The sequence below is a fragment of the Micromonospora sp. AKA38 genome, from assembly GCF_027925725.1.
Taxonomy (GTDB): domain Bacteria; phylum Actinomycetota; class Actinomycetes; order Mycobacteriales; family Micromonosporaceae; genus Micromonospora.
The window spans coordinates 683,561-705,186 of the sequence record NZ_BNEI01000005.1 but is presented as its reverse complement, the minus strand read 5'-3'; the positions used below and the strand labels follow the sequence as shown (position 1 = coordinate 705,186).

The 21,626-nt window shown below is 72.9% G+C and carries 17 protein-coding genes; 11 read left to right on the top strand and 6 right to left on the bottom strand.

All coding sequences use genetic code 11. The features are described 5' to 3' along the window. The first annotated feature begins 17 nt into the window (after nt 1-17). The 4 genes from TPA0908_RS20570 (at nt 18) to TPA0908_RS20555 (ending at nt 7,822) form a co-directional block, all read left to right on the top strand. The gene (locus TPA0908_RS20570; RefSeq protein ID WP_281940302.1) at nt 18-3,413 is read left to right on the top strand and encodes a S8 family serine peptidase; all 3,396 of its coding nucleotides are present in this window, start codon (nt 18-20) and stop codon (nt 3,411-3,413) included. Between the two features lie 134 nt (nt 3,414-3,547). Further along, complete coding sequence (locus tag TPA0908_RS20565) at nt 3,548-4,879, top strand: serine/threonine-protein kinase (protein ID WP_281940300.1); 1,332 nt, start codon at nt 3,548-3,550, stop codon at nt 4,877-4,879. Nucleotides 4,880-4,964: 85 nt separating this feature from the next. Next, nucleotides 4,965-6,755, top strand: coding sequence for a vWA domain-containing protein (locus TPA0908_RS20560; protein WP_281940299.1), 1,791 nt, complete (start codon nt 4,965-4,967; stop codon nt 6,753-6,755). 716 nt (nt 6,756-7,471) lie between these two features. Beyond that, entirely contained in the window at nt 7,472-7,822 is a 351-nt protein-coding gene (locus tag TPA0908_RS20555) for a LysR family transcriptional regulator (protein ID WP_281940297.1), read from the top strand. 17 nt (nt 7,823-7,839) lie between these two features. Here the strand turns inward: TPA0908_RS20555 and TPA0908_RS20550 are convergent, their stop codons facing one another. From TPA0908_RS20550 to TPA0908_RS20525, 6 genes are read right to left on the bottom strand one after another with little or no spacing between them, the layout of a single operon-like run. Continuing rightward, nucleotides 7,840-8,529, bottom strand: coding sequence for a dTMP kinase (locus TPA0908_RS20550; protein WP_281940295.1), 690 nt, complete (start codon nt 8,527-8,529; stop codon nt 7,840-7,842). 7 nt (nt 8,530-8,536) lie between these two features. Further along, nucleotides 8,537-11,167, bottom strand: a complete 2,631-nt coding sequence (locus tag TPA0908_RS20545; RefSeq protein WP_281940293.1) for a phosphoenolpyruvate synthase — start codon at nt 11,165-11,167, stop codon at nt 8,537-8,539. A gap of 20 nt (nt 11,168-11,187) precedes the next feature. Continuing rightward, on the bottom strand, nt 11,188-12,009 hold the full coding sequence (locus TPA0908_RS20540) for a hypothetical protein (RefSeq protein WP_281940291.1): 822 nt from the start codon (nt 12,007-12,009) through the stop codon (nt 11,188-11,190). Nucleotides 12,010-12,016: 7 nt separating this feature from the next. Then, nucleotides 12,017-12,454: a type II toxin-antitoxin system RatA family toxin gene (locus tag TPA0908_RS20535; protein WP_281940289.1), complete on the bottom strand. Its 438-nt coding sequence runs from the start codon at nt 12,452-12,454 to the stop codon at nt 12,017-12,019. Nucleotides 12,455-12,497: 43 nt separating this feature from the next. Further along, nucleotides 12,498-13,010: a hypothetical protein gene (locus TPA0908_RS20530; RefSeq protein ID WP_281940287.1), complete on the bottom strand. Its 513-nt coding sequence runs from the start codon at nt 13,008-13,010 to the stop codon at nt 12,498-12,500. Next, nucleotides 13,007-13,981 (bottom strand): hypothetical protein, encoded by a 975-nt coding sequence (locus tag TPA0908_RS20525; protein ID WP_281940285.1) that lies wholly within the window; start codon nt 13,979-13,981, stop codon nt 13,007-13,009. Before TPA0908_RS20525 ends, TPA0908_RS20530 begins: the two co-directional genes overlap by 4 nt. A 193-nt stretch (nt 13,982-14,174) precedes the next feature. Here TPA0908_RS20525 and TPA0908_RS20520 point away from each other — a divergent pair, with 193 nt between their 5' ends. The 7 genes from TPA0908_RS20520 (at nt 14,175) to TPA0908_RS20490 (ending at nt 21,615) form a co-directional block, all read left to right on the top strand. Next, nucleotides 14,175-15,401, top strand: coding sequence for an acyl-CoA dehydrogenase family protein (locus TPA0908_RS20520; protein ID WP_281940283.1), 1,227 nt, complete (start codon nt 14,175-14,177; stop codon nt 15,399-15,401). Further along, nucleotides 15,391-16,635, top strand: a complete 1,245-nt coding sequence (locus TPA0908_RS20515) for an aspartate aminotransferase family protein (protein ID WP_281940281.1) — start codon at nt 15,391-15,393, stop codon at nt 16,633-16,635. Before TPA0908_RS20520 ends, TPA0908_RS20515 begins: the two co-directional genes overlap by 11 nt. 13 nt (nt 16,636-16,648) lie before the next feature. Beyond that, nucleotides 16,649-16,900 carry an acyl carrier protein gene (locus TPA0908_RS20510; RefSeq protein ID WP_281940279.1) on the top strand — a complete coding sequence of 84 codons (252 nt, stop codon included), beginning with the start codon at nt 16,649-16,651 and terminating at the stop codon, nt 16,898-16,900. Then, nucleotides 16,897-18,117: a beta-ketoacyl-[acyl-carrier-protein] synthase family protein gene (locus TPA0908_RS20505; protein ID WP_281940277.1), complete on the top strand. Its 1,221-nt coding sequence runs from the start codon at nt 16,897-16,899 to the stop codon at nt 18,115-18,117. Before TPA0908_RS20510 ends, TPA0908_RS20505 begins: the two co-directional genes overlap by 4 nt. Before the next feature lie 8 nt (nt 18,118-18,125). After that, on the top strand, nt 18,126-19,151 hold the full coding sequence (locus tag TPA0908_RS20500) for an SDR family oxidoreductase (RefSeq protein WP_281940275.1): 1,026 nt from the start codon (nt 18,126-18,128) through the stop codon (nt 19,149-19,151). A 296-nt stretch (nt 19,152-19,447) separates the two neighbouring features. Continuing rightward, nucleotides 19,448-20,734, top strand: coding sequence for an ROK family transcriptional regulator (locus TPA0908_RS20495; RefSeq protein WP_281940273.1), 1,287 nt, complete (start codon nt 19,448-19,450; stop codon nt 20,732-20,734). Nucleotides 20,735-20,754: 20 nt separating this feature from the next. Continuing rightward, nucleotides 20,755-21,615 carry a LacI family DNA-binding transcriptional regulator gene (locus tag TPA0908_RS20490; protein ID WP_281940271.1) on the top strand — a complete coding sequence of 287 codons (861 nt, stop codon included), beginning with the start codon at nt 20,755-20,757 and terminating at the stop codon, nt 21,613-21,615. Nucleotides 21,616-21,626: the final 11 nt, after the last annotated feature.

The window sequence follows — 21,626 nt, the reverse complement described above, 5'->3', positions numbered from 1 at the left end:
GAAGCGAGGACATCATCGTGCTGTTCACCGCGCCGCGCCGCGTACTGGCCGCGCTCCTCACACCGGCCCTGGCCGCCGTCCCGGTCGTCACCGTGGCCGCGCCGGCGGTCGCGGCCGGTGGGCCGGCCCGGGCTGTCATCGTCGTGCTCGCCGACCAGCACGACACCGCGCCGGGCCGGCGGCTCGCCGACCGGACCGCCCGCATCGCCGCCGGGCAGCAGCCGATGCTCACCGACCTGCGCCGCGCGGGCGCCACCCGGGTGCAGCCGTTGCGCCTGGTCAACGCCGTCGCCGCCACGCTGCCGGCGCGGGCCGCCGCGGAACTGGCGTCCCGCCCGGGGGTACGCGCCGTGCTGCCCGACCGTCAGCTACGACTACGCCAACCGGTCACCCCGGTCGGCGCGCCCCGTCCCGCGTCCGCGCCGGTGGCCGCCGGAAACGGGGGGCGGAGCTGCGCCCGCCCTGGTGAACCGCCGGCGACCGAACCGGAGGGGCTGACGGTGACGCGAACCGTCGGCTCGGTCCAGGGTCCCGGCGCGCACGACCTCGCCGACGGGGCCGGGGTGCGCGTCGGGGTGCTGGGCGGGCCGATCGATCCGGGCGCGCCCGAGTTCGTCCGCGACGGCCGGTCCGTCGTCGCCGGGTACGCCGACTTCACCGGCGACGGCCTGGACGCCCCCTCGTACATCCTGGAGTCCTTCGGGGACGCGAGCGTCATCGCCGCCCAGGGCGCCGGTGTCTACGACGCCGGTCCGTACGCCCACCCGGTGCACCGCCCGGCGACCCCGTGCCCGATCCGGATCCTCGGCGTCGCGCCGGCGGCCACCGTGCACGTGGCGAAGGTGTTCAGCAACGTCGCCGCGCCGACGTCCGTCGTCCTGCGGGGCATCGAGTGGGCGGTGCTCCACGAACACGTGGACGTGCTGAACGAGTCGCTGGTCGGCTTCGGCTACCCGGACACGGCCGCCAACGCCCTGCGGCTGGCGAACGACGCGGCCGTCGCGGCGGGCGTGACCGTGGTGGTCGCCACCGGGGACGCCGGACCGGACGACACCCTCGGCTCACCCGCCAGCGACCCGGACGTCGTCGCCGTCGGCGCCAGCACCCAACTACGCGCCTACGACCAGCTCGGCTACGGCGGGGCCCCACTCGGACGCGGCTACCGGTCCGACTCGGTGTCCGCGTTGAGCTCCGGCGGCACCGCCCAGACCGCACCGCGCACCGTCGACCTCGTCGCTCCCGGCGACACCGGCTGGGCCGCCTGCTCCCCGGACACCACCCGTTACCAGAGCTGCGTCTCCTTCTTCGACGGTGGCACCCCCAGCCCGTTCTTCCTGTTCGGCGGCACCAGCGCGGCGGCGCCGTTCGTGGCCGGCGCCGCCGCGCTGGTGATCCAGACGGTACGCCGGCGCACCGGCGCCACCCCCACCCCGGCGCGGGTCAAACACATCCTCATGAGTTCCGCGGCCGACCTGCGGCAGCCGGCCGGCCAGCAGGGCGCCGGACGCGTCGACACGCTCGCCGCGGTGCGCCTGGCCGCCGCGCTGACCGACCCGCCGGCCGGCCGGTCGCCCACCGCCGACGCCGGTCGACGCGCCGCCCGGGACGCGGCGGGGCTGCTCGTCACCACCTCGACGGCGAGCATCACCGGCGCGCCGCGACGGGTCACCCCCGTCGACGTGCGGGTCACCAACCCGGGCACACGCACCCGCCGCGTCACCGTCGCCCTGCGCTCCACCGCGCCGGCCCGCCGGTTGGCTGCCGGCCGGGTCACGCCCGCCACCGGCGCCGGCGAGACGTTCGCCGACTCCGACGGGGTGCCGGCGAACGCCCGCCGGGTGCCGGTCACCGTGCCCGGCGGAACCGACCAGCTCCACGCCGCGGCGGCCTGGGACCCCCGCTCGCACACCGCCCCGGTCGCGGTGAGCGTCTTCGACCCCGCCGGACGGCTCGCCGGCTACTCGTTGCCGCTGGGCAACGGCGGGTACGCGGCCGCGACCGTGGCCCGGCCGCAGCCGGGCCGCTGGAGCGTGGCGATCTGGACCCGCGACGACGGTTCCCCGCCGGTGGGCGCGGTGCGGTACGACATCACCGCGCTGCGGCTGAGCACACACACCGGCCCGTCGGCTGTCGTGCCGGCCGGCGGCACGCGGACCGTCCGGCTGCCGGTCGGTCTGCCGGCCGAGGCCGGTGACGCGGTGACCGCAGTGACCGTCACCGCCGGCGCGACCGGGTACGCGGCGCTTCCGCTGGGCCTACGGACGCTGGTGCCGACCGGCCCCTCCGGCGGAGGCTTCCGCGGCGTCTTCTCCGGCGGCAACGGCGCCCTGGCCGGCTGGGCCCTGCTCGGGCAGCGACGCAGCTTCCAACTCGACGTGCCCGCCGGGAGACCGGCGCTGGCCGTGTCGGTGGCCGTCGGCGACGATCCCGGCCTGGAGGTGTGGGGTCTGCTCGTCGACCCGAACGGCATGCCGCTCGCCGCCAGCAGCTCCCGCTCCGCAGGGGCCACCGCGCCGCCCCGCCTGGACCTGGTCCGGCGGGCCCCGCAGGCCGGCCGGTGGACCGTGGTGCTGGTGCTGACCGCCCCGACCGCCACGGCGCGCACCAGCCAACCGTTCCACGGCCGGGTGGCGTACGCCCCGCCACCCGTCGCCGCGACCGGCGTGCCGGCGGGTGGCGTGCTCCCCGCCGGCACGCCGGTCCGGGCCACGCTCACGATCACGAACACCGGCGCCGCCCCGGCGTCCTACCTGGTCGACGCCCGGCTGGACACCGTCGGCGAGGTACCGCTGCGGCCGGTCGCGTCCGCCACCTACCGGACACCGGTGTCCGGGACCGAGGTCTACCCCCGCTTCTTCGTTCCGACGGGCACCACCGAGCTGCGGATGACCGCCGAGTCGACACTGCCGCACCTGCTCGACACGCAGCCCTACGGGGACAACGGCTACTACGTCGGGGACCCGGACCTGGCCGGCACCCCGGGCCGCCGATCGGAGGTGCTGGTGTCGTCGGTCGAGGTGGCGGCGACGACCTGGATCTGCAACGCCAACCGCTCCGGCCCGTTCGGTGCCACGCCCCAGCCGACGGCCCGGGTGGACTGCGCGGCGACCGCGTTGACCCGGCTTCCCGACCGGCAGGCCACGTCGTCCACCGGTAGCTACTGGCGGCGGGTGGTCGAGGGCGTGACCGAGCCGGACGCGCCGTTGACGCTGGCGCCGGGGCACAGCGGCCGGGTCACGGTGACCCTCACGCCCGACGGACCGGTCGGGCGGCGGGTCGCCGGATCGCTGACGGTGACCGCGTTCGATGCGCGTACCGGGTTCGGCACGGAGGTGGCGGCGGTGCCGTACGCGTACACGGTGGGTGGCGCACGCCCGGATCGTGCCGTTGCGCAGCCCCGCAGCCAGCGCTGACCTCCACCGGTGGCCGGACGTCTCCGGTCACCGGCGGCGACATGGCACGATGACCGTGTCCTGCGCCGCCGGTGGCCGGGCACGACACTGATGGAGTCGGGATGTCAGAACCGGCCGGCCCGCCGGTGCCAGGATTGGCCAGACTGTGGACGCACGACCCGGTCACCGCCGGCCGCTACCGGCTGGTCGGCCGGCTGGGCGCGGGTGGACAGGGGGTCGTCTACCTCGGTGAGGACGACGCCGGCGACCGGGTCGCGGTCAAGATGGTCAACGTCGATCTGAGTGATCCACGGGCGCGGTCGCAGTTCGTGAAGGAGATCGCCGCCGCGCGCCGGGTCGCTCCGTTCTGCACCGCGCAGGTGCTCTTCGCCGAGGTGGACGGCGAGCAGCCCTACGTGGTCAGTGAGTTCATCGAGGGCCCGACGCTCCACCGGCACGTCCGCGAGAGCGGCCCGCTGGCCGGCAACGCCCTGCACCGGCTCGCGGTCGGCACGGTCACCGCGCTCGCCGCGATCCACAGCGCCGGCGTGGTGCACTGCGACCTGAAGCCGGACAATGTGGTGCTGGGCAGGGACGGTCCTCGGGTGATCGACTTCGGCATCGCCCGCGCGTTGGGCGTCACCGAGACGGCGTCCAGCCGGGTCATGGGGACCACCGCGTACATGGCGCCCGAGCGGTTCCGCAACGACGCGGTCGGTCCGCCCTGCGACGTCTTCGCCTGGGCGGCCACGATCGCCTTCGCCGCCGGCGGTCGGCCGCCGTTCGGCAACGACTCGCTCTTCGCCGTGATGCACCGGGTGCTGCACGATCCTCCCGAGCTGCCGCCGTTGCCGCCCGTGCTCGACGAGTTGATCCGGGAGTGCCTGGCCAAGGATCCGGCGGACCGGCCGGACGCCGAGCGCGTGCTGGTGCGGCTGCTCCGGCAGGACGCCACGGTCACCGCGCCGCTGCGTCGGAAGAGCCTGCTCGAGGCCGGCAACGAGACTGCGGGCGCGCCGACGCCGAACCACCCGCTTCCCACGGTCCCGCCGACGGCGCCGCAGCCGCGCCCGACACCGCCGCCGACTTCGACGCAGCCGACGACTCAGGCACCGCCGACCACGCCGTTCCGGGCCGGACCGACACAGCCGGCGCACCCGCCGGTGGCGACCCGACCGGCACACCCGCCGGTGGCGACCCGACCGGCACACCTGCCGGTGGCGACCCAACCGGCGCACCTGCCGGTGAGAGAGCCCGGCGTCGGCGCGGGCCCGGACGGCGCGTTGCGGCGACTGCGTCGTGAGGCCCTCGACGCCTGGGGCATCTCGACCGCGCTCTTCCTCGGTTCGGCCGGCGCCGCCGCCGGCTACGTCGGGTCGAGCGCGATCGGCCCGGCCGCCGCGGTCGGGGCCGTCGCCTTCGTCGTGGTCTACCTGGTCCGGCTACTGGTCGCGACCGCGCTCGGGGGACGACCCGACCACGGGTGACCCGGTGCGGTGGGGCCCGGGGCGCGGGCTGGCGCCGCATCGATAGGTTGGCTGCCACCAGCCGCCCACCGAGGAGGACGCCCCGATGACCCCATCCGCTACGCGTACGCGGCAGTGGTTGCCCTACACCGCCGCCGTCACCGCCGGGCTGGTGGTCATCGCCGGGGCGGTCGTGTTCGTCCGGCAGCGCGACGCGGGCAGCACGGGGGCCCGCGCCGACTGCGCCACCACCCTCCAGGTCAACTCCTCGACGGAGAAGGCGGACCTGCTGGTCGAACTGGCCGAACGCTACAACCGCAGCAACCGGTCGATCGAGGGTGGCGGGTGCGCCCAGGTGCACGTCAGCGCGTTGAACTCGGGCCAGGCCACCGAGGCGCTGGCCACCGACTGGGCCCGCACCGGCCTGCCGCAACCGCAGGTCTGGCTGCCGACGTCGAGCCTGTGGACCGGCCAGCTCCGGCTGCTCGACGAGGCCGCCGGGCGGGCGCCGCAGACCCCGGACCGCTACCCGTCGATCGCCAACAGCCCGCTGGTGATCGCGATGCCGCAGCCAAAGGCCGAGCTGGTACGCCGGCGCGGGCCGCTGGGCTGGGGGGAGATCCTGGGTCTGTCCGGGCGGGACGGGTGGGCCGGCTTCGGCAAGCCGGAGTGGGGCCGCTTCACCTTCGGCAAGGACAACCCCAACCTGTCCACCTCAGGGCTGGCCGCGACCATCGCCACCTACTACGCGGCGGTGCGACGGTCCAGCGACCTGACCCGCGCCGACCTGGCCGACCCCGCGGTCACCCAGTTCGTCCGCCGGATCGAGGCCAACGTGTCGCACTACAGCGACGACTCGGTGGACCTGCTGCGCAACCTCGCCGAGGCGGACCTGGCCGGCGGCGCGGGCAGCACCGACGACATGAGCGCCATCGTCCTGCAGGAGGAGCTGGTCGACCTCTACAACACGGGGGCGCTGAGCCCTCGGCAGGACGGGCAGGAGCGGGGCCGCCGGCCGAACGTCCCGCTGGTCGCCATCCATCCCAAGGAGGGCACGTTCAACCTGGACCACCCGTTCGTGGTGTTGCCCTCCGCCGACGAGCGGCAGCGCGCGGCGGCGGCCGACTTCCAGGCGTTCCTGACCGAGGACGCGCAGCAGGAGAGCTTCGCCCGCCTCGGCTTCCGGGACCACGAGCGCCGGGCGTCGGCGGAACTGCTCGCCAGTGTCGGCGCCGAGCCCACCGGCGGACTGACCTACTTCGAGCCCCCGGACCCGCAGGTGGTCGGCGCGATGCTGGACGGCTGGCGCACGCTCCGCAAGAAGGCCAACATCCTGATCGCGCTGGACACGTCCGGGTCGATGCAGGCGAAGGTAGGCACCCGTACCCGGTTCCAGGTCGCCTCGGCCGCGGCGGGCAAGGGCCTCGCGCTGCTCAACTCCGAGGACCGGGTGGGGCTCTGGTCGTTCTCCTCGGAGACCAAGCAGCGGCCGAAGAGCCCGTACCGGACGGAGGTCCCGCTCGGCGGGTTCGACCAGAAGCGGATCAACAGCAAGATCGCCAGCCTGCACGTCGAGGGCGGCACCGCGCTCTACGCGACGGTCCGGGCCGCACACCGGGAGCTGCTCAACCGGTACGACCCGCAGCGGATCAACGCGATCGTCGTGCTGACCGACGGCAAGAACGAGTACGGCCCGGACAACGACCTGGCCCGCCTGCTCGCCGAGGTCGCCCTGGACCCGCAGCGTCCGGTCAAGGTGTTCTGCATCGCCTTCGACCGGGAGTCGGACTTCACCACCCTGGACCGGATCGCCAAGGCGTCGTCCGGCAAGGCCTTCGACGCCACCGATCCCGCCACGATCGACGACGCGTTCGTGAAGCTGGTCAGCAGCTTCTGACACGCCATCCGGCCCGGCCCGCCCGCACCGGGCCGGGAGGGCGCAACGCCCGCAGCGACGTCTCACCGCCGCAGCGGCCGGCGACCGAGGAAGGCCGGCACGCCGCCGGCGCATAGGCCGCCGCGAACTCGAATGACGGGTACGGGATCCGGCGACCTTTCGGCCCCCGCTCTGCGAACTCCGATATTCGGCCGCGCGGGCGACCTTGCTAAGCGACATTTCCCGCACGGCACCCGCAGTCGAATGCGCCCGCCTCCCGGACCCGGCCGACCCGGCAATCCGGCGAGGTTGCCGTGCGTAACCACAAGAATACGCAAGTGGAATGGCCGGAAGCCTTCCATTCATGCAAGACTCGGATCAGCCGAAGTAACGAGGCGGCGGGGTCAGCCGCAGCAATTGCTCGCACTTTTTCAAGATATTTCCGCGGCGGACGGGCCAATGCCCTCTGCGGGTTGAACAACCGGTGGGAAGTGGTGCAAGGATGGCCATCAGCCAGAAACACGGTCGTTGACGATAGCACCTCCACGACCCGTCAGACCCGGGTCGCCGTATTACTCCGAACAGATTCCATTCCGGCAAGAAGTGCGCGCCCGGACGATTTTGACGCTGGCGGACCGAATTGCCGCCACCCGGATGCCGGCTGGGCCGCAGCCTGAACCTCTGCCAACCCTGACAAGTTCCGAACACGCCGTCTTCCGATTTTCGAGGGGGTTCACGTGGATTGGCAGGCCCTACACTCATTTCGCATCGTCGCTCGAGAGCGGTCCTTCACGCGCGCGGCGGCCCTGCTGTTCGTCAGCCCCAGCACACTCTCGCACCGGATCAGGCGTCTCGAGAAGGACTGGGGCGTCCCGCTGCTCACCCGAACGACGCGGCGGGTGTCCACGACCCGGGGCGGAGAGGCGCTGTTGGCGGCGGTGGAGAAAATCGAGATCGCGCTCGTCGAGGCCCGGCAGAAGGTCGCCGACATGACGCACGCCACGACCGGACCGCCGTTCGGCTTCCGCACGCCGGGCCCGGCCGATTCCCGCCGCGGGGGCACCGGCCCGGACGGCGGGCATACCTAGCGAGAACACGGTCGGCGTCACCGTACGCGAGACCCTTCCGCCAGCAGGCCCTGTCCGCGGAGCGCGTCGAGGCAGGCGGCGGCGACCCGCCCGGGTCCGAGGTCGTCCGTAGGAATCACCTGCCAGACCCGAGGATCGGCCATGCGCAGGAGCTCGCCGCGGACCTGGCGCTGGTACCGGGCGAACACCGAGCGGGAGCCCTCACCCCGGCGGGTCGGGCCGTATTCGGCGTCGTTGATGTCCTTCTTCCGATCGGCGGCCACCTCCGGCGCGGTGTCCAGCAGCAACACCGTGTCCGGGCTGCGGACGGGGGCGAAGATCGATCTGACCGCCTGCGGGTCATCGGCGTGTCCGGCCGCGGTGACCCGGGCAATGAACTTGTGATACCACCCGTCGGCCACCGTCACCTCCCCCCGCTCCAACGCCGGCCCGACGACGAAGCGGTCGACCAAGGCGTAGTAGCTGGCACGGATCAACGCCCAGTGCACCGCGCCGAGGGACGCGTAGTCGAACGAGTGCGTCCGCTGCTTCAACGACACCAACTCGGCGACGTACTGCGACACGGCCGGCTGGCCCACATCGGTGCTGTTGTGCGCGACCAGCGTGGCGGGCACCCCGGAACGACGCAGCAGCCCCACCAGATGCGCCGCCGTGGTCGTCTTGCCGCTGCCGTCGATCCCCTCGAAGGCGATGAACCGGCCGGTCACGCCCCGCTCATCCATGATCCGCCGGCGCCACCACTCGTACCCGGCCGGTGGAGCCGTTGACCTCCAGCATGGTCCCGTCCGCGACCCGCTTGGTCAGGTCCCTGATCTGCACGACGGTGGGGACACCGAGTTCACGCGCGACGATCGCGACGTGGGTGAGCGGGCTGCCGCGCTCGATGAGGAGCGCGGCGGCGGACGGCAGCACCGCCACCCAGCCGGGGTCGGTGCGGTACGTGACGACCACATGACCGTCGACGCCGTGCGGGGTGTCCACCACGATCGCGGGGCCGGTGGCTGTTCCCGGCCCGGCCGCCACACCGACCATCTCGTCCCGCGGACCCATGGCCGGCGCGTCGCCGACGTCCTCGGGCCACTGCTGCCCGCCCGACGGCGGATACACCGCGCCTGTCGTGGTGAAGCGCTCGGGGGCGACCGCACCGCGGGCGCGCTCGGCCGACCGACGGGCGACGATCCCGGCCAGGTCGGACTCCACGAGCGTGCCCTCGTAGGCGCCGACGACCTCGTCCAGGGTGAGCAGGTAGACGTCGTCGGCGGCGGCCAGCCGGCCCGACCGGGCGAGGTCCGCACCCAGCGCGCGGAACATCCGCTTGACCACACCGAAGGCCCTCGTGCGCGAGAACCTGGTCTTCTCCCGGGCGGCGAAGGCGCGCTGAGCCCGGGTGCAGGCCCAGCGGTAGGCCGGGCGACGGAGCGGGCCGAGGCCGCGCACATGGGGCGCGATGTCTGCGGCGGCCCGCTTCTCGCCGCCGCCGAGTGCGGTCGTGAGCAGCGCGAAGAACGAGGCGGGATCGTGCGAGAGTTCGGGCACCTCGAGCTTCATCTCGTCGACGCTGCGATACCCGAAGCGGTCGATGTACGCGTCGATCCGGGCCAGGAACGCGTGGTGCCCGGCGTCCGCGAGGGCCTGCCTGGTCGCTGTCCCCTCGGTGTCGCGCACCAACGCCTCCAGCGCGGGGTCGGCCCGAACCTGCTCGGCCAGCTCGGCCAGCCGTTCCGCGGGCTCGACGGAGACGACCTTGCCGGGCCCGGCGGCGGCCCATGCCAGCCATGGCGGCGCGTCAGGCAGCCAGCGACGCGTGAGGTGGGCGAGCAGACCGAAGAAGACGCCGATGGCCTGGTCCGTGATGGACACCGGACCCCAGCGGGTGACGAAGTCGCGCTCCAGCGCGAGATAGCGGCGTAGCACTTCGTCGCCCGGCAGGCGGGTGTAGTCGACCGCGTCGTATGCCGCGAACGCGGCGTCGAAGCCGGTGAGGAAGCGCGCGACGATCCGGTCACGGCGCAACAGGCGCCAGGCGAAAACCGTCCGGGTACGTGCCATCCGGAGCAGGCGGGCCGGCCCGGCGCCCGGCTCGTACGGCACCAGGGACTCCGCCACCTCCCTCGGCAGTGCCTCGCGGACGCCCAGGGTGAGTTCCAGGTTGCGTCGGCCGTTGTCGTAGAAGGGCGCCAGCCCCACCAGGCGGTACCAGTTGTGCAGGTTGTAGTAGACGTGACCGTCGAAGTAGCCCAACAGGTACGGGGTCCACTGCTCGACCTGGTCCAACGCCGTGCGGTCGAGCCCGAGCGACGCGGCGTAGTGCCGGTAGACCTCGCCGTAGACGCGCCGGGCGAAACTGTAGGTCAGTGGCGAGGTGACACCCCGGAAGCTCTCGATGATGTTGGAGTTGTCCCAGGTGCGGATCTGTCCTGGCGCGGCGTCCAGCGCGCTCGTGATCGGCCGGCACTGCAGGACCCAGAGCCGACCGTCCGCGACGGCCCACTCGATGTCCTGCGGCGTGTCCAACCGTTCGTCGATGACGTCGGCCACCGCGCCGAGTTGTGTGAGCAGGCCCGCGTCGACGCACGCCTGCGCGGCGTCGGCCGGTGCCACCGGGTGCGGTGAGACGCCGCCGCCGTCGGCGGGGGCGTAACGCTCGGACTTGTCCCCCAGCACGACGGAGCGCACCGAGCCCGCCCGGTCCAGCACCACCGTGTCGGCGTCGACGGCTCCCGACACGAGTCCCTCACCGAGACCCCAGGTGCCGCTGACCACCCGCTCCGTACGCGATCCGGTGAGCGGGTTGGCGGTGAACAGAACGCCACTGACCTCGGCGGGCACCAGACGCTGGAGGACCACCGCCAGCCCTCGGGGGGACGCCTGGATGCCGTGCTGGGCGCGGTAGCTGACGCTGCGGTCGGAGAAGGCCGACGCCCAGCATCTCAGGACCGCGTCCAGCAGGGCGTCGGTCCCGCGAACGTTGAGGAAGCTCTCGTGCTGACCGGCGAAGGAGGTGACCTCGCCGTCCTCCTCCAGCCCCGAGGACCGGACGGCGAGGGGCCCGTCACCCAACTCGTCCTCGATCCGCCGGATCGCCGCCCGCACCTGCGGGGCCGGGGCGTGCGTCAGGATGGCTTCCCGGAGTCGCCGGGCATGCTCGGGGTCTGCGGACGGGCCCGACTCCCCGCCGCGGGCGGGCTGGCAGCGTCGCAGGTGCTCGGTGAAGGCGTCGACCGGCAGCGCCCGCCAGTCGGGTACGGCGAGGCCGAGCTCGCGCAGGTCACGTAGCCCGGCGGCCTTGCGTCCGCCCAGTGCGGCGACCTCGGCGACCGGCATGCCCGGGTGGAGAATTCGCATCGCGGCTCGCTCTCGTCGGTTCAGACCGTGGCGGCGGCGGTCACCGCCACCACCGACGGCAGGATCACCAGCAACGGCAGGCCGGGCCACCACCGCGGCGGGAGGCCCCGGCGGTGGCGGAACCCGGCCTGGTGGGCGGCGGCCAGGCAGAACAGCCCCGCGACCGCCGCGGCAGCGACCGACACCGGACCGTTCAGCAGACCGGTACGGCCGGCCACGGCGGCGACCGCCGCACCACCGGCGGCGATGACGGCGGCGGCCCGGACCCGGCCCTCGGGCGCCAGGTCGAAGGGCGTGTAGCCGGCGTCGCCGGGTTTACGGGAGAACTTCCAGAACTCGTAGGCGCACCACAGCACGGCGCCGACGGTCAGCGCGGCACCCCACGCCACCGGGGCGTCGGCGGCGACCCGTGCGGACGGGAAGACCATGATCGCGAGGGGCACGGTCTCGTAGAGCACGAACAGCAGCACCGGCCGACGTAGTGCCCGGTGACGCGCCACCATGGGGCCCACCCACATGCCGGCCAACGCCGCGGCCCCGGTCAGCACGGCCGCGGGTCCCGGCAGGCCGAGCAGCAGCGCCAGGGCGCCGGTCAGCACCAGGCCGGCCACCATGCCCGCCCGGGTGACCCCCTCCGGGAGCCGGCCCTGGGCGCGATCGCGGTCGAAATCGTCGATGTCGTCCACCAGCCGCTGCGCCAGGAACAGCAGCATCGTGCCCGCGGCGCACGCGGCGAGGGCGGCGGGCGTGGCGTCGCCGTGGGCGAGACCCGCGGCGGCCCCGGGAAGCGCGGCCACCACCATCAGCGGTACGGGGAAGCGGGCGGCCAGGTACGGGCCCACCGCCCACCTAGGCATGCGCCTGCGCGCCCACGGCCGAGGCGATCTGTACGCAACTGTCCCGCAGAGCCTTCTCGGCGACCGGGTTCAGCATCTCGGCCAGCAGCGGGATGCCGATGTCGAACGTGGCCTCCATCGTGATGACCGTCCCGCCCGACTCGGCGGTCACCCGCCACTGTCCGCTGAACACGTCCATGTCTCCGTCAAGTTGCTCGAAGGACAGAGTTCGACTCGCCTCGTCGACGACCTCCTCCTCACGCCATTCCAGGACCGAGCCCTTGAGCAGGACCGACCACGAGCTGATCCGGCGTCCGTCGGACAGCTCCCGTTCGATCTCCACCGACCGGACCACGGTCATGTAGGTCGGATAGGACTCGATGTCCTTGAGTTTGGCCCAGACCGCGTCGACACCTGCGGCGCAGACGGTCCGGGTGATCACATGCGGCATGACACTCCTCGCAATCGACGGCGGCTCGCGGCGGGACACGCTCTCAGTGCAGCCACTTGATCCAGTCCAGGGGCGGTAGTCCGAGCCGTTTGCGCAGGTTCTCGTAGTCCTTGGCAATGCGGACGCTGGGGAAGAACCCGTCGGAGGCGCGCACGGTCGGGAGCGCTGACGGCAGTTCGGCGACGACGAGATCGGTCAGCCTCCGCACCGCCGCGCGGGCCGTCTCGGCCTGCTCCCGCGACGCACCCACCGCCTCCGGCAGCGACCGGCGGGTCGACTCGACCTCCGCCATCGGATCCCCGGGCCGGGCGTCGGCCAGGTGGATCGCCACCTCGCCGTCGTAGGTGTTGCCCTCCAGACCCCGCAGCACAAGCAGGCAGTACCCGATCGACGTCACCGCCTCGGTCGCCGCCGCCACGACGGTCTCCCAGTCACGGTCGACGGTCGCGGCGTCCATGTCACCCAGTGAGCTCTGCACGTAGGTGAAGTAGACATAGGTCGCGGGAGCCGCCCGGTTGGCCACCCACCAGGTGTCCCGCTCCGGCGCCTGGGTCATCGTGGCTCTCCCACGGGCTCGGCGTCGCTCGGCGCCCTGCGGGCGGAGTGGTTGAGCGCGGCCGGGTCGACAGCGGGACGCACCAGACCGGCCCGCATCCACGCCAGGACCCGCCGGGCACCGGCCTGCGCGACGACCTGCCGGAGGCATCCGCCGACCGGCGGTTCGCCGCCGTGAAGTTGGTTGTAGCGCGTCACGGTCATGGCCCGTCGCCCGAGGGGGACCGGTTCGCCGATCGTGCACTCCTGCAACTCGACCAGGGCGAGGGGGTCATCGATCGGCCACACCAGCCGGGCGACGGCCCCGACCCAGTCGTCGAGGTTGACCGGGTCGAACGATCGGCGTACGGCGTCGTCGACCCCGGCCGCACGCAGTCGCGCCGGGAGCCACTTGGCGCCCATCGGTGGAAGGCCACGTTCGGTGCACAACAGGTCGAGCAACGCCCGCCCGCTGTGTCTCCACAGCCCCGCCGGGTTCGCGCCGCCCAGCTCGACCAACTCGGCCAGCGCCGCGTACAGCACGGTGAGCTCGACGCTGTGACGCATCAGATGCGCCCGGATCACCGCGGCGTCGGCAGAGGTCACCAGCGCGCCGTGTGCGGGGTCGAGGGGAACCGCCGTCATCCAGCGGGACAGGCACATCTTCCGATGGCCACGCGGTGCCGGGTGGAGCGCGATCCGCCCGACCTCCGTGGGCACCGCCGCACGGCCGAGTTCGGCGACCAGCGTGGCGACCCGGACCGCGGGAAAGAATTCGATGTCGACCGGCACCTGATTGACGAAGAACAGATAGGGGGCGCTGTTCGGGTGCGCGGATTCGGCGAACACATGAATATCGACGTCGCTTCCCCCGTTGCCGAACCCCTGAGCCAGCGAGCCGACCAGATAGGCGCGGCCATCCGCCAGCACACTCCCACCCGTGTCCCGCAACTGCGCGACGGTGATGCCCACCTTGGACAACGCGCTCCGCATATCTGTTCCCTGTTTCAGCATCCCCGCTCCCGACGCTGAGGTGACATGTCGGCCACGATTCGACGGTGTGTCGCCGTGGTGGGTGGACGGTAACATCGCCGCCGACACGCATTACTGAAAAACATTCAGCAATGCCGATGGCCAGCTGTCCTATATTCCGATGGAGCAGGCGTGATCATCGGAGGGGTTCCGGGTGAGCGATACCCTAATGAACTACGACTACCTGTGGCCGGACGTGAGTGCGCTCCTGCCGACCGGCACGCTCGACGGCATCGCGAGTCGCGCCGCGAAGTCCGACGACGACGGGGAGTTGAATCTCGACAGCCTCGCCGCGCTCCGGGAATGCGGGTGGCCCGGGCTGGCCGTACCCGTGGAGATGGAGGGCCGTGGGGCCGGACTGGTCGAGTGCTGCGCCACTCAGCGCCTTCTCGGCAGCGCCGACCCTGGTCTGGCGATCGCGGTGAACATGCACGTGTTCTCCGTCGGGATCATGGTCGAGGAATGGCGGCGGAACGCCGACACCTCCTGGTTCCTTCTGGAGGCGATCGCGTCCCAGGGCAGACTGGTGGCGTCGGCGTTCGCCGAACCCGGGCTGGCCGGCAGCGTGTCGCGGGCCGGCATGACGGCGGTTCGACGCGCCGACGGCTGGACGGTGAACGGACGCAAGACACCCTGCTCACTCGCGGGCGTCGCCGACCTGTACTGCACCCAGGCGCAGAGCGCCGACGGCGACCTCGTCATCGGCCTGCTACCCGGGCACGCCCCCGGAATCACCGTCGACCGCACCTGGGACGCGATGGGCATGCGGGCGTCGGGGTCACACACCGTCGTCTTCGACGACGTCCACCTGCCCAAGGATCTGGTCTTCACCGAGGGACGGGCGGGCGTCGAGGACGTCACGATCGATGCGGGGCTCGTATGGTTCTGCCTCACCGCCACCGCCGTCTACCTCGGGGTGGCGAAGGCGGCGGCCGACGCCGCCGGTGAGATGCTGCACCGCAGCCGGGTCGTGCACACCGGCGGGTCCCGCGCACACCTTCCCACCTACCAGGGGGTTGCCGGCGGCGCGCTCAGCCGGCTGCTGACCCTGGAGGCGTCGTGCCTGGCCCTGGCCACCCAGATGGACGCCGGCCGCGACGCCACCGCGCTGCTGCCCTTCGCGCTGGCGCTCAAGAGCGAGGCCGTGGACGTCGTCACCGATGCGGTCGCCACGTTCGGCGAAGTGTGCGGCGGGCAGTCGTACGGCCGGCGCGCCCCGCTGTCCCGACTGTGGCGCGACGCCCAGGCCAGCCGGTACCACCCGCCGACCCGGGCGGCCGTCCGGCAGTATCTGGGACGACGACACCTGGGCATCGGCGGGGGCCTGGACCTCTCGGACACCCCGGTGCGCGCGGCCGTGCAGGTGCGCGATGCGACGTGACCCGGTGGCGGCGGACACGTTCGGAGCCGTCCGCCGGCACCTCACCCCGGCCGCCGCGCTCACCGGCAAGGTGATCGGTCAGGGGGCGGTGGAGGAGTCCGCGGCGGGATGCCGCGTCCGGACCTCCGACGGTCGATCCCTGTTGGACTTCGGATCGTACGGCGTGGCCCTACTGGGGCACCGCAACCCCGCGGTGCTGGCCGCCGTGATCCGCCAACTCGACCAGCTGCCGGTCAGCACCCGAACCCTGGCCAACCCGGTCACGGCTGCGGCCGCCACCCGGTTGGGCACCTATCTCGGCGCCGGCCTCACCCGGGTCTACCTCGGCGCCAACGGCAGCGACGCGGTCGAGGCCGCACTCAAACTCGCCCGCCTGGCCACCGGGCGCCCCACCGTGCTGGCGGTCCGCGGCGGCTATCACGGCAAGACGCTGGGCGCCCTGTCGGCCACCTCGACGCCGCTGTTCCGGGAGGGACTGCACGCCCTGCTCGGCCACGTCGAGCACCTCGACGTGGCCGACACCGCCGCGCTGCGGGTCAGGCTACGCGCCGAGGACGTCGCGGCGGTGATCTTCGAGCCGATCCAGGGCGAGGGCGGTGTCGTCCCCCTCGATCGGGACGCGCTGGCCGAGTGGTGCGACGCCGCGCACGACGCCGGCGCCTTCGCCATCTCCGACGAGATCCAGTGCGGGCTGCGCCGCTGCCTGGCACCGTCGGTCGCCGTCGCGGACGAGCTGCCCGTCGACGCGGTGCTGTTCGGCAAGGGGCTCGGCGGCGGCGTGGTACCGGTCTCCGCGGTCGTCTGCACCGACGACCTCTACCGGCCGCTGCTGGCCGACCCGTACAAGCACACGGCCACGTTCAGCGCCTATCCCCTCGGATGCGCCGCCCTGGTGGCCGCCCTGGACGAGGTCGAGCGGCTGGCCGGCCACGCCGGCGACCTGGCCGAGCGGCTGGCCGGGCACCTGGCCGACCTTCGCGGTCGACACCCGGACGCGGTCAGCCAGGTGCGCGGGCGAGGGCTGCTGTGGGCGATCGAGTTCGCCACGCCGCACCTGGGCGGCGAGGTGCTGGTGAACCTGGCCCAGGAAGGGCTGTTGGTCTCGCCGTGCCTGGGTCGTCCGGAGTGCCTGCGACTCATGCCGCCGCTGGTCGCCGGCCTCGACGACATCGACACCGCCCACCACCTCATCTCCGCCGCGCTCGACCGCGCGGTGCGGGACGTCGAGAACTAGGAGGCCGCGCATCATGTCACCGTCCATCGACAGCATCGTCCGTCACGAGGTGGCCGCCGTACTCGGCATCGACCCGACCGAACTCGCCGGTGACGAGCCGTTCATGCGGACCTACAAGGTCGACAGCCTGGAACTGACAGAGATGGGTGTCCGGCTCGAACGGTCGCTCGGGCGGCGGCTGCCGGTGCAGACCCTGCGCGACATCGTCTCCGTCGACGACTTCGTGCGGGTGCTGACGGAGCACCTGCGGGAAGGTCGGTCGTGACCCGGTCGGTGGTCGTGACCGGCTTCGGTCTGGTCACGCCGATCGGAAACACGGTGGGCGACGCGCTGTCCGCCCTGGACCGCGCCCGGGGTGTCGCCGCGGTCGTGCCCGAGTTGGTCGCCGACAACGTCGCCGTGCCCTTCGCCGCCACCGTGGCGGACTTCGTCGCGGCACCGGGGCTGGCCGACCGGCGGCGCAAGTACTACAGCCGCTCCGCCGAGATGGCGGTGGCCGCGGCGCTGGCCGCCGTCAGTCACAGCGGCCTCAGCGGTGACCCGCTCCTGCGCGGCGCCGGCGTCGCGGTGGGAGTGGGCAGCGGGGGCGCGCCGCCGATGGAGTTCGCCGTGCGGGAGGCCGCGGGTGACCCGACCGGCACCACCGCCCTCCTGGTGCCGCTGGCCATGCCCAACTCCCCGGCCGCCGCCCTCGCGCTCACGCTGGGGGCGCACGGCTCCGCCACGACGTACGCCGCCGCCTGCGCCAGCGGCACGACCGCCATCGGTGAGGCGTTCCGCAAGGTCCAGTACGGCGAGCTCGACGTGGCCGTGGCCGGCGGGACGGACGCGCCGGTCACACCCCACATCATGACCGGGATGGCGCACCTGGGCGTGATGGCCACCGCCTCCGACGACCCCGGGCGGGCCTGCCGGCCCTTCGACGCCGACCGGAGCGGCCTCGTCCTCGCCGAGGGGGCCGCGTTCCTCGTGCTGGAGGAGGAGACCCGTGCCCGAGCGCGGGGCGCCACCGTCCTGGGCCGGATCCTGGGGTACGGCACCAGCTCCGACGCCCACCACCCGTTGGCTCCCGACGCGAGCGGCGCGGGCGGCGCCCAGGCGATCGAGTCGGCCCTGCTCGACGCGAAGCTGAACCCCGCCGAGATCGGGCACATCAACGGACACGGCACGGGCACGCGGGCCGGCGACACCGCGGAGGCCCGCTCCTACCGCACGGTCTTCGGTGACGCCTGCCCGCCGGTCACCACCTGCAAGGGCGTCACCGGGCACCTCTTCGGAGCGGCCGGGGCGATGGAGGCGATCGTCGCTCTCGAGTGTGCCCGGCTGGGCACGGTCTTTCCGGTGGGCAACCTGCGACAGCCGGATGTCGACATCGACGTCGTCGCTGGATCGTCCCGCCGGATCGACCCGACGCCGGTGCTCAGCCACTCCTACGGCTTCGGCGGGCACAACAGCTCCCTCGTCCTCTCCCCCGAGCGATAGGAACATCGATGCGCATCCTGGTGACGGGGGCAGCGGGCATCGTCGGCAGTGAGACGGCCCGGCTTCTTGCCCGGGACCCGCGGTTCGACGTGGTGCGCACGGTGCGCCACCTCCCTGCGCCCGAGGGCGGGCCACCGACCGTCGGCTGGGTGATGGGTACGGAGGATCCACCCGCGCAACTGCGCGGCCCGTGGGACGTCATCGTGCACACCGCGGCGTCCACCCGCTGGACCATGGACCGCGTCGAGGCCACCCGCGCGAACATCGACACCCTGCGCGCGGCCCTGGCTCTGGCCACGGGACGTACCCGGTTCGTGCACGTGTCGACCGCCTATGCCGACGGACCCGGCCCCACGGACGCGCCGGGGCGAGCCGAGTACGACGGCTTCCGCAACGGCTACGAGTGGTCCAAGGCCGTCGGTGAGCGGATCGTCACCGACTCTGCCGTCGGAGACTGCGTGATCGTCCGCCCACCGCTGATCCTGGGTCGACGGTCCACCGGGGTGATCTCGGCGTTCACCGGCCCGTACACGCTCTTCCAGGCCCTCGTGTCGGGCCTGGCGCCGGCCGTCGTCGGCGCGGGCGACGGCTATGTCGAGGTGGCTCCGGTCGACGAGGTGGCCGCGGCGCTCGAAACGTGCTGCCTCCGGCCCGGCGGCGGACGGACCGAGGTGATCGCCGCCGGGAAGGACTGCCTGACCATGGGCGCGTTCCTGTCGGCCTTCCTCGACGAGATAAACGAGTGGCGGCACCAGCGCGAACGCGACCCCGTGCCGTTCCCCCCGATCGTCGCGCCCGACCGCTGGAAGCGCCTGCATCTCCCACTGGTACGCGAGCACCTCTCACCCATGCAGATGCGCGCCACCGACCTGCTCGAACAGTTCGAGGCGTACACCGCGATGCGCCGACCGTTCGAGCCCACCTTCCCGGTGACGGACCCGGCCCAGGTCGTACGCGCGTCCACTCGCTGGTGGGCGGATCAGGTGCCCCGCCGCGCGGGCCACCCCACCGAGGGCTGGCTCATGGCCCCGTGACGTCCATCGCCATGTCACGTCCGGCAGCGTGCCGGTGCACGTCCTCCGGAGGATTGCCGGTCACGGCTCGCTGATGGGTGTCTTCGTATCTCACCGGTTCGAGGTCCCGGATGGTCCCCAGCGGGAGCCTCGCCTGATCGCGCCGGGACCGGAACGCTCCCGAAAACCTTTTCGGGGAGAATTCTCGACGCCCATTTAGGCGGGTGTCGATACCTTGACGACCTCGGGCGCCGCCCCGGGCATCGGGATCGCTGTATGATTCGCTCGGCCGACCGACCAGCCGTGGCAGAGAAGCAGTGAGCGAACCAGCAACGAGCAAGCCGCATACGAGCAGCAAGTCAGTCGTTCTCGACGCGATCCGGGCGGCCGGGACGATCAGTCGGGTCGGCCTGATCAAGGCCACCGGTTTCACCGCGCCGACGATCTCCACCCTCGTCCGCAAGCTCATCAACGAGGGCCTGGTGGTCGAGACCGGGCACGCCAAGTCGACCGGGGGCAAGCGGCGGGTGCTGCTCCAGCTCGACCACACCTCCCGGTACGCCGTCGGCGTGCACCTGGACCACGGCGTCATCACGTACGCCCTGACCAACCTCGGCGGAACGGTGGTAGCCCGGATCTCCCGGCCGGGCGCCGGCGCGGACGAGCCGGCGACCGTCGTGGCGCGGATCGCCACCGCGATAGCCGCGCTGATCGACGGCGTCGGGGTGGAGCGGGCCCGGGTCCTCGGCGTCGGTCTGGTCTTCCCCGGCCCGGTCGGCCCGGCCCGGGGCATCGGTGGTCCACCGGACGCGGGGCTCGCCCCCGTGATGCGGCAGTGGACCGGCTTCCCGCTGGGCGCCGCGCTGGAGCGGGTCACGGCGCTGCCGGTGGTGCTGGACAACGATTCGACGGCGGCGGCGCTCGGTGAGCACTGGACGGGCGGATTCGGCGCCGCGACGTCGGCCGCCGCGCTCTACATGGGCACCGGCATCGGCGCCGGCCTGGTCATCGGCGGCGTCACCTACCGGGGTCCGAGCGGCAACGTCGGCGAGCTCGGACACGTGTGCGTGTCCGCCGACGGTCCCCGTTGCTGGTGCGGCGCCCGCGGGTGCGTGGAGGCGCTGGCCGGGCCGGCCGCGGTGGTCGCCGCCGCCCGATCGGACCCGGCCGCGGCCCGGGCGGTGGGTCTCACCGCGAGCGCCGGACGACCGTCGGTGATCGCCGACTTCGCCGCGATCAGTCGCGCCGCCCGCAGGGGGGAACCGCACGCACTGGTGTTGCTGGAGCGTTCGGCCCGGCAGGTGGGCGTGGCCGCCCGGACGCTGGCGAACCTCATGGACCTCGAGGTGCTCGTGCTCACCGGGCCGAGTCTGGCCGCCGCCGGCTCGGTCTACCTCCCGATCGTCCGGCACGAACTGCGCGCGTCCTTCTCCCGCGGCACGCACACCGTCGACGTACGGCTCTCCCGGTCCGCCGCCACGGCATCGGCCGTCGGGGCCGCCGCACTGGTCCTCGAATCCGAGTTGGTCCCGTTGAGTCACGGTCCACGCCCACTCGAGCAGGTGGCCGACGAGCGGGCACGGCTCACCGAATCGGCCAGTTGACGAAACCGGGGGCGTGCGAGATGGACGATGCGTGGGGGACGAGCGCGGTGGGCCTGGTACTCGCCCGGCCGCCCCGCCTGCTCGGCACCGAGCCGTTCTTCATGGAGTTCATCGCGGGCATCGAGGAGCGGCTCGCCGCACACGGTCGGTCGGTGCTGCTGCACGTCGTCGCCGACCAGGCGGCCGAGATCGCCGCGTACCGTCGGTGGGCGCGGCAGCGGCTGGTCGACGCGGTCGTGCTGGTGAACCCGTCGGTCGACGACGGCCGGCCAGCGGTGCTGCGGGAGCTTCGCCTGCCCGTCGTGGTGACTGGCGAGCCGACCCGGGGGGCCCTGGCGGTGCGCCGGGACGACGTCGGATCGATGCAAGCGGCATTGGCGCACCTGGTCGATCTCGGGCATCGCCGGATCGCCCGGATCAGCGGCCCGGGTGCGCTCCTGCACACCCGGGCCCGCACGGCCGCCATGCTGGCGGCCGCGGCCGACGCCGCCGTCGAGGCCGTCGTCGTGGAGGGCGACTACTCGGAGGAGGCCGGGGCCAAGCTCACCGCCGAGCTGCTGGCCGGGGTCGAGCCGCCCACCGCGATCATCTACGACAACGACCTGATGGCGGTCGCCGGCCTGCACGCGATCAAAGAGTCGGGCCGCCGGGTTCCCGGCGACGTCAGCCTGATCGCCTGGGACGACTCCAGCCTCTGCCGTCTGGCCTCCCCCGCACTCACCACGATGAGCCTCGATGTGCACACGTTCGGCGAACTGGTCGGCGAGTCCGTGCTGCGGCTGGTCAACGGCGAACCGGTGCCGGAACGGTGGTGCGCGACCGAGACCGTGGTCGCCCGGGAGACGACGGCCGCGCCGAGTGGATTACATCGATCAGCTTGACTTAGTGAGGC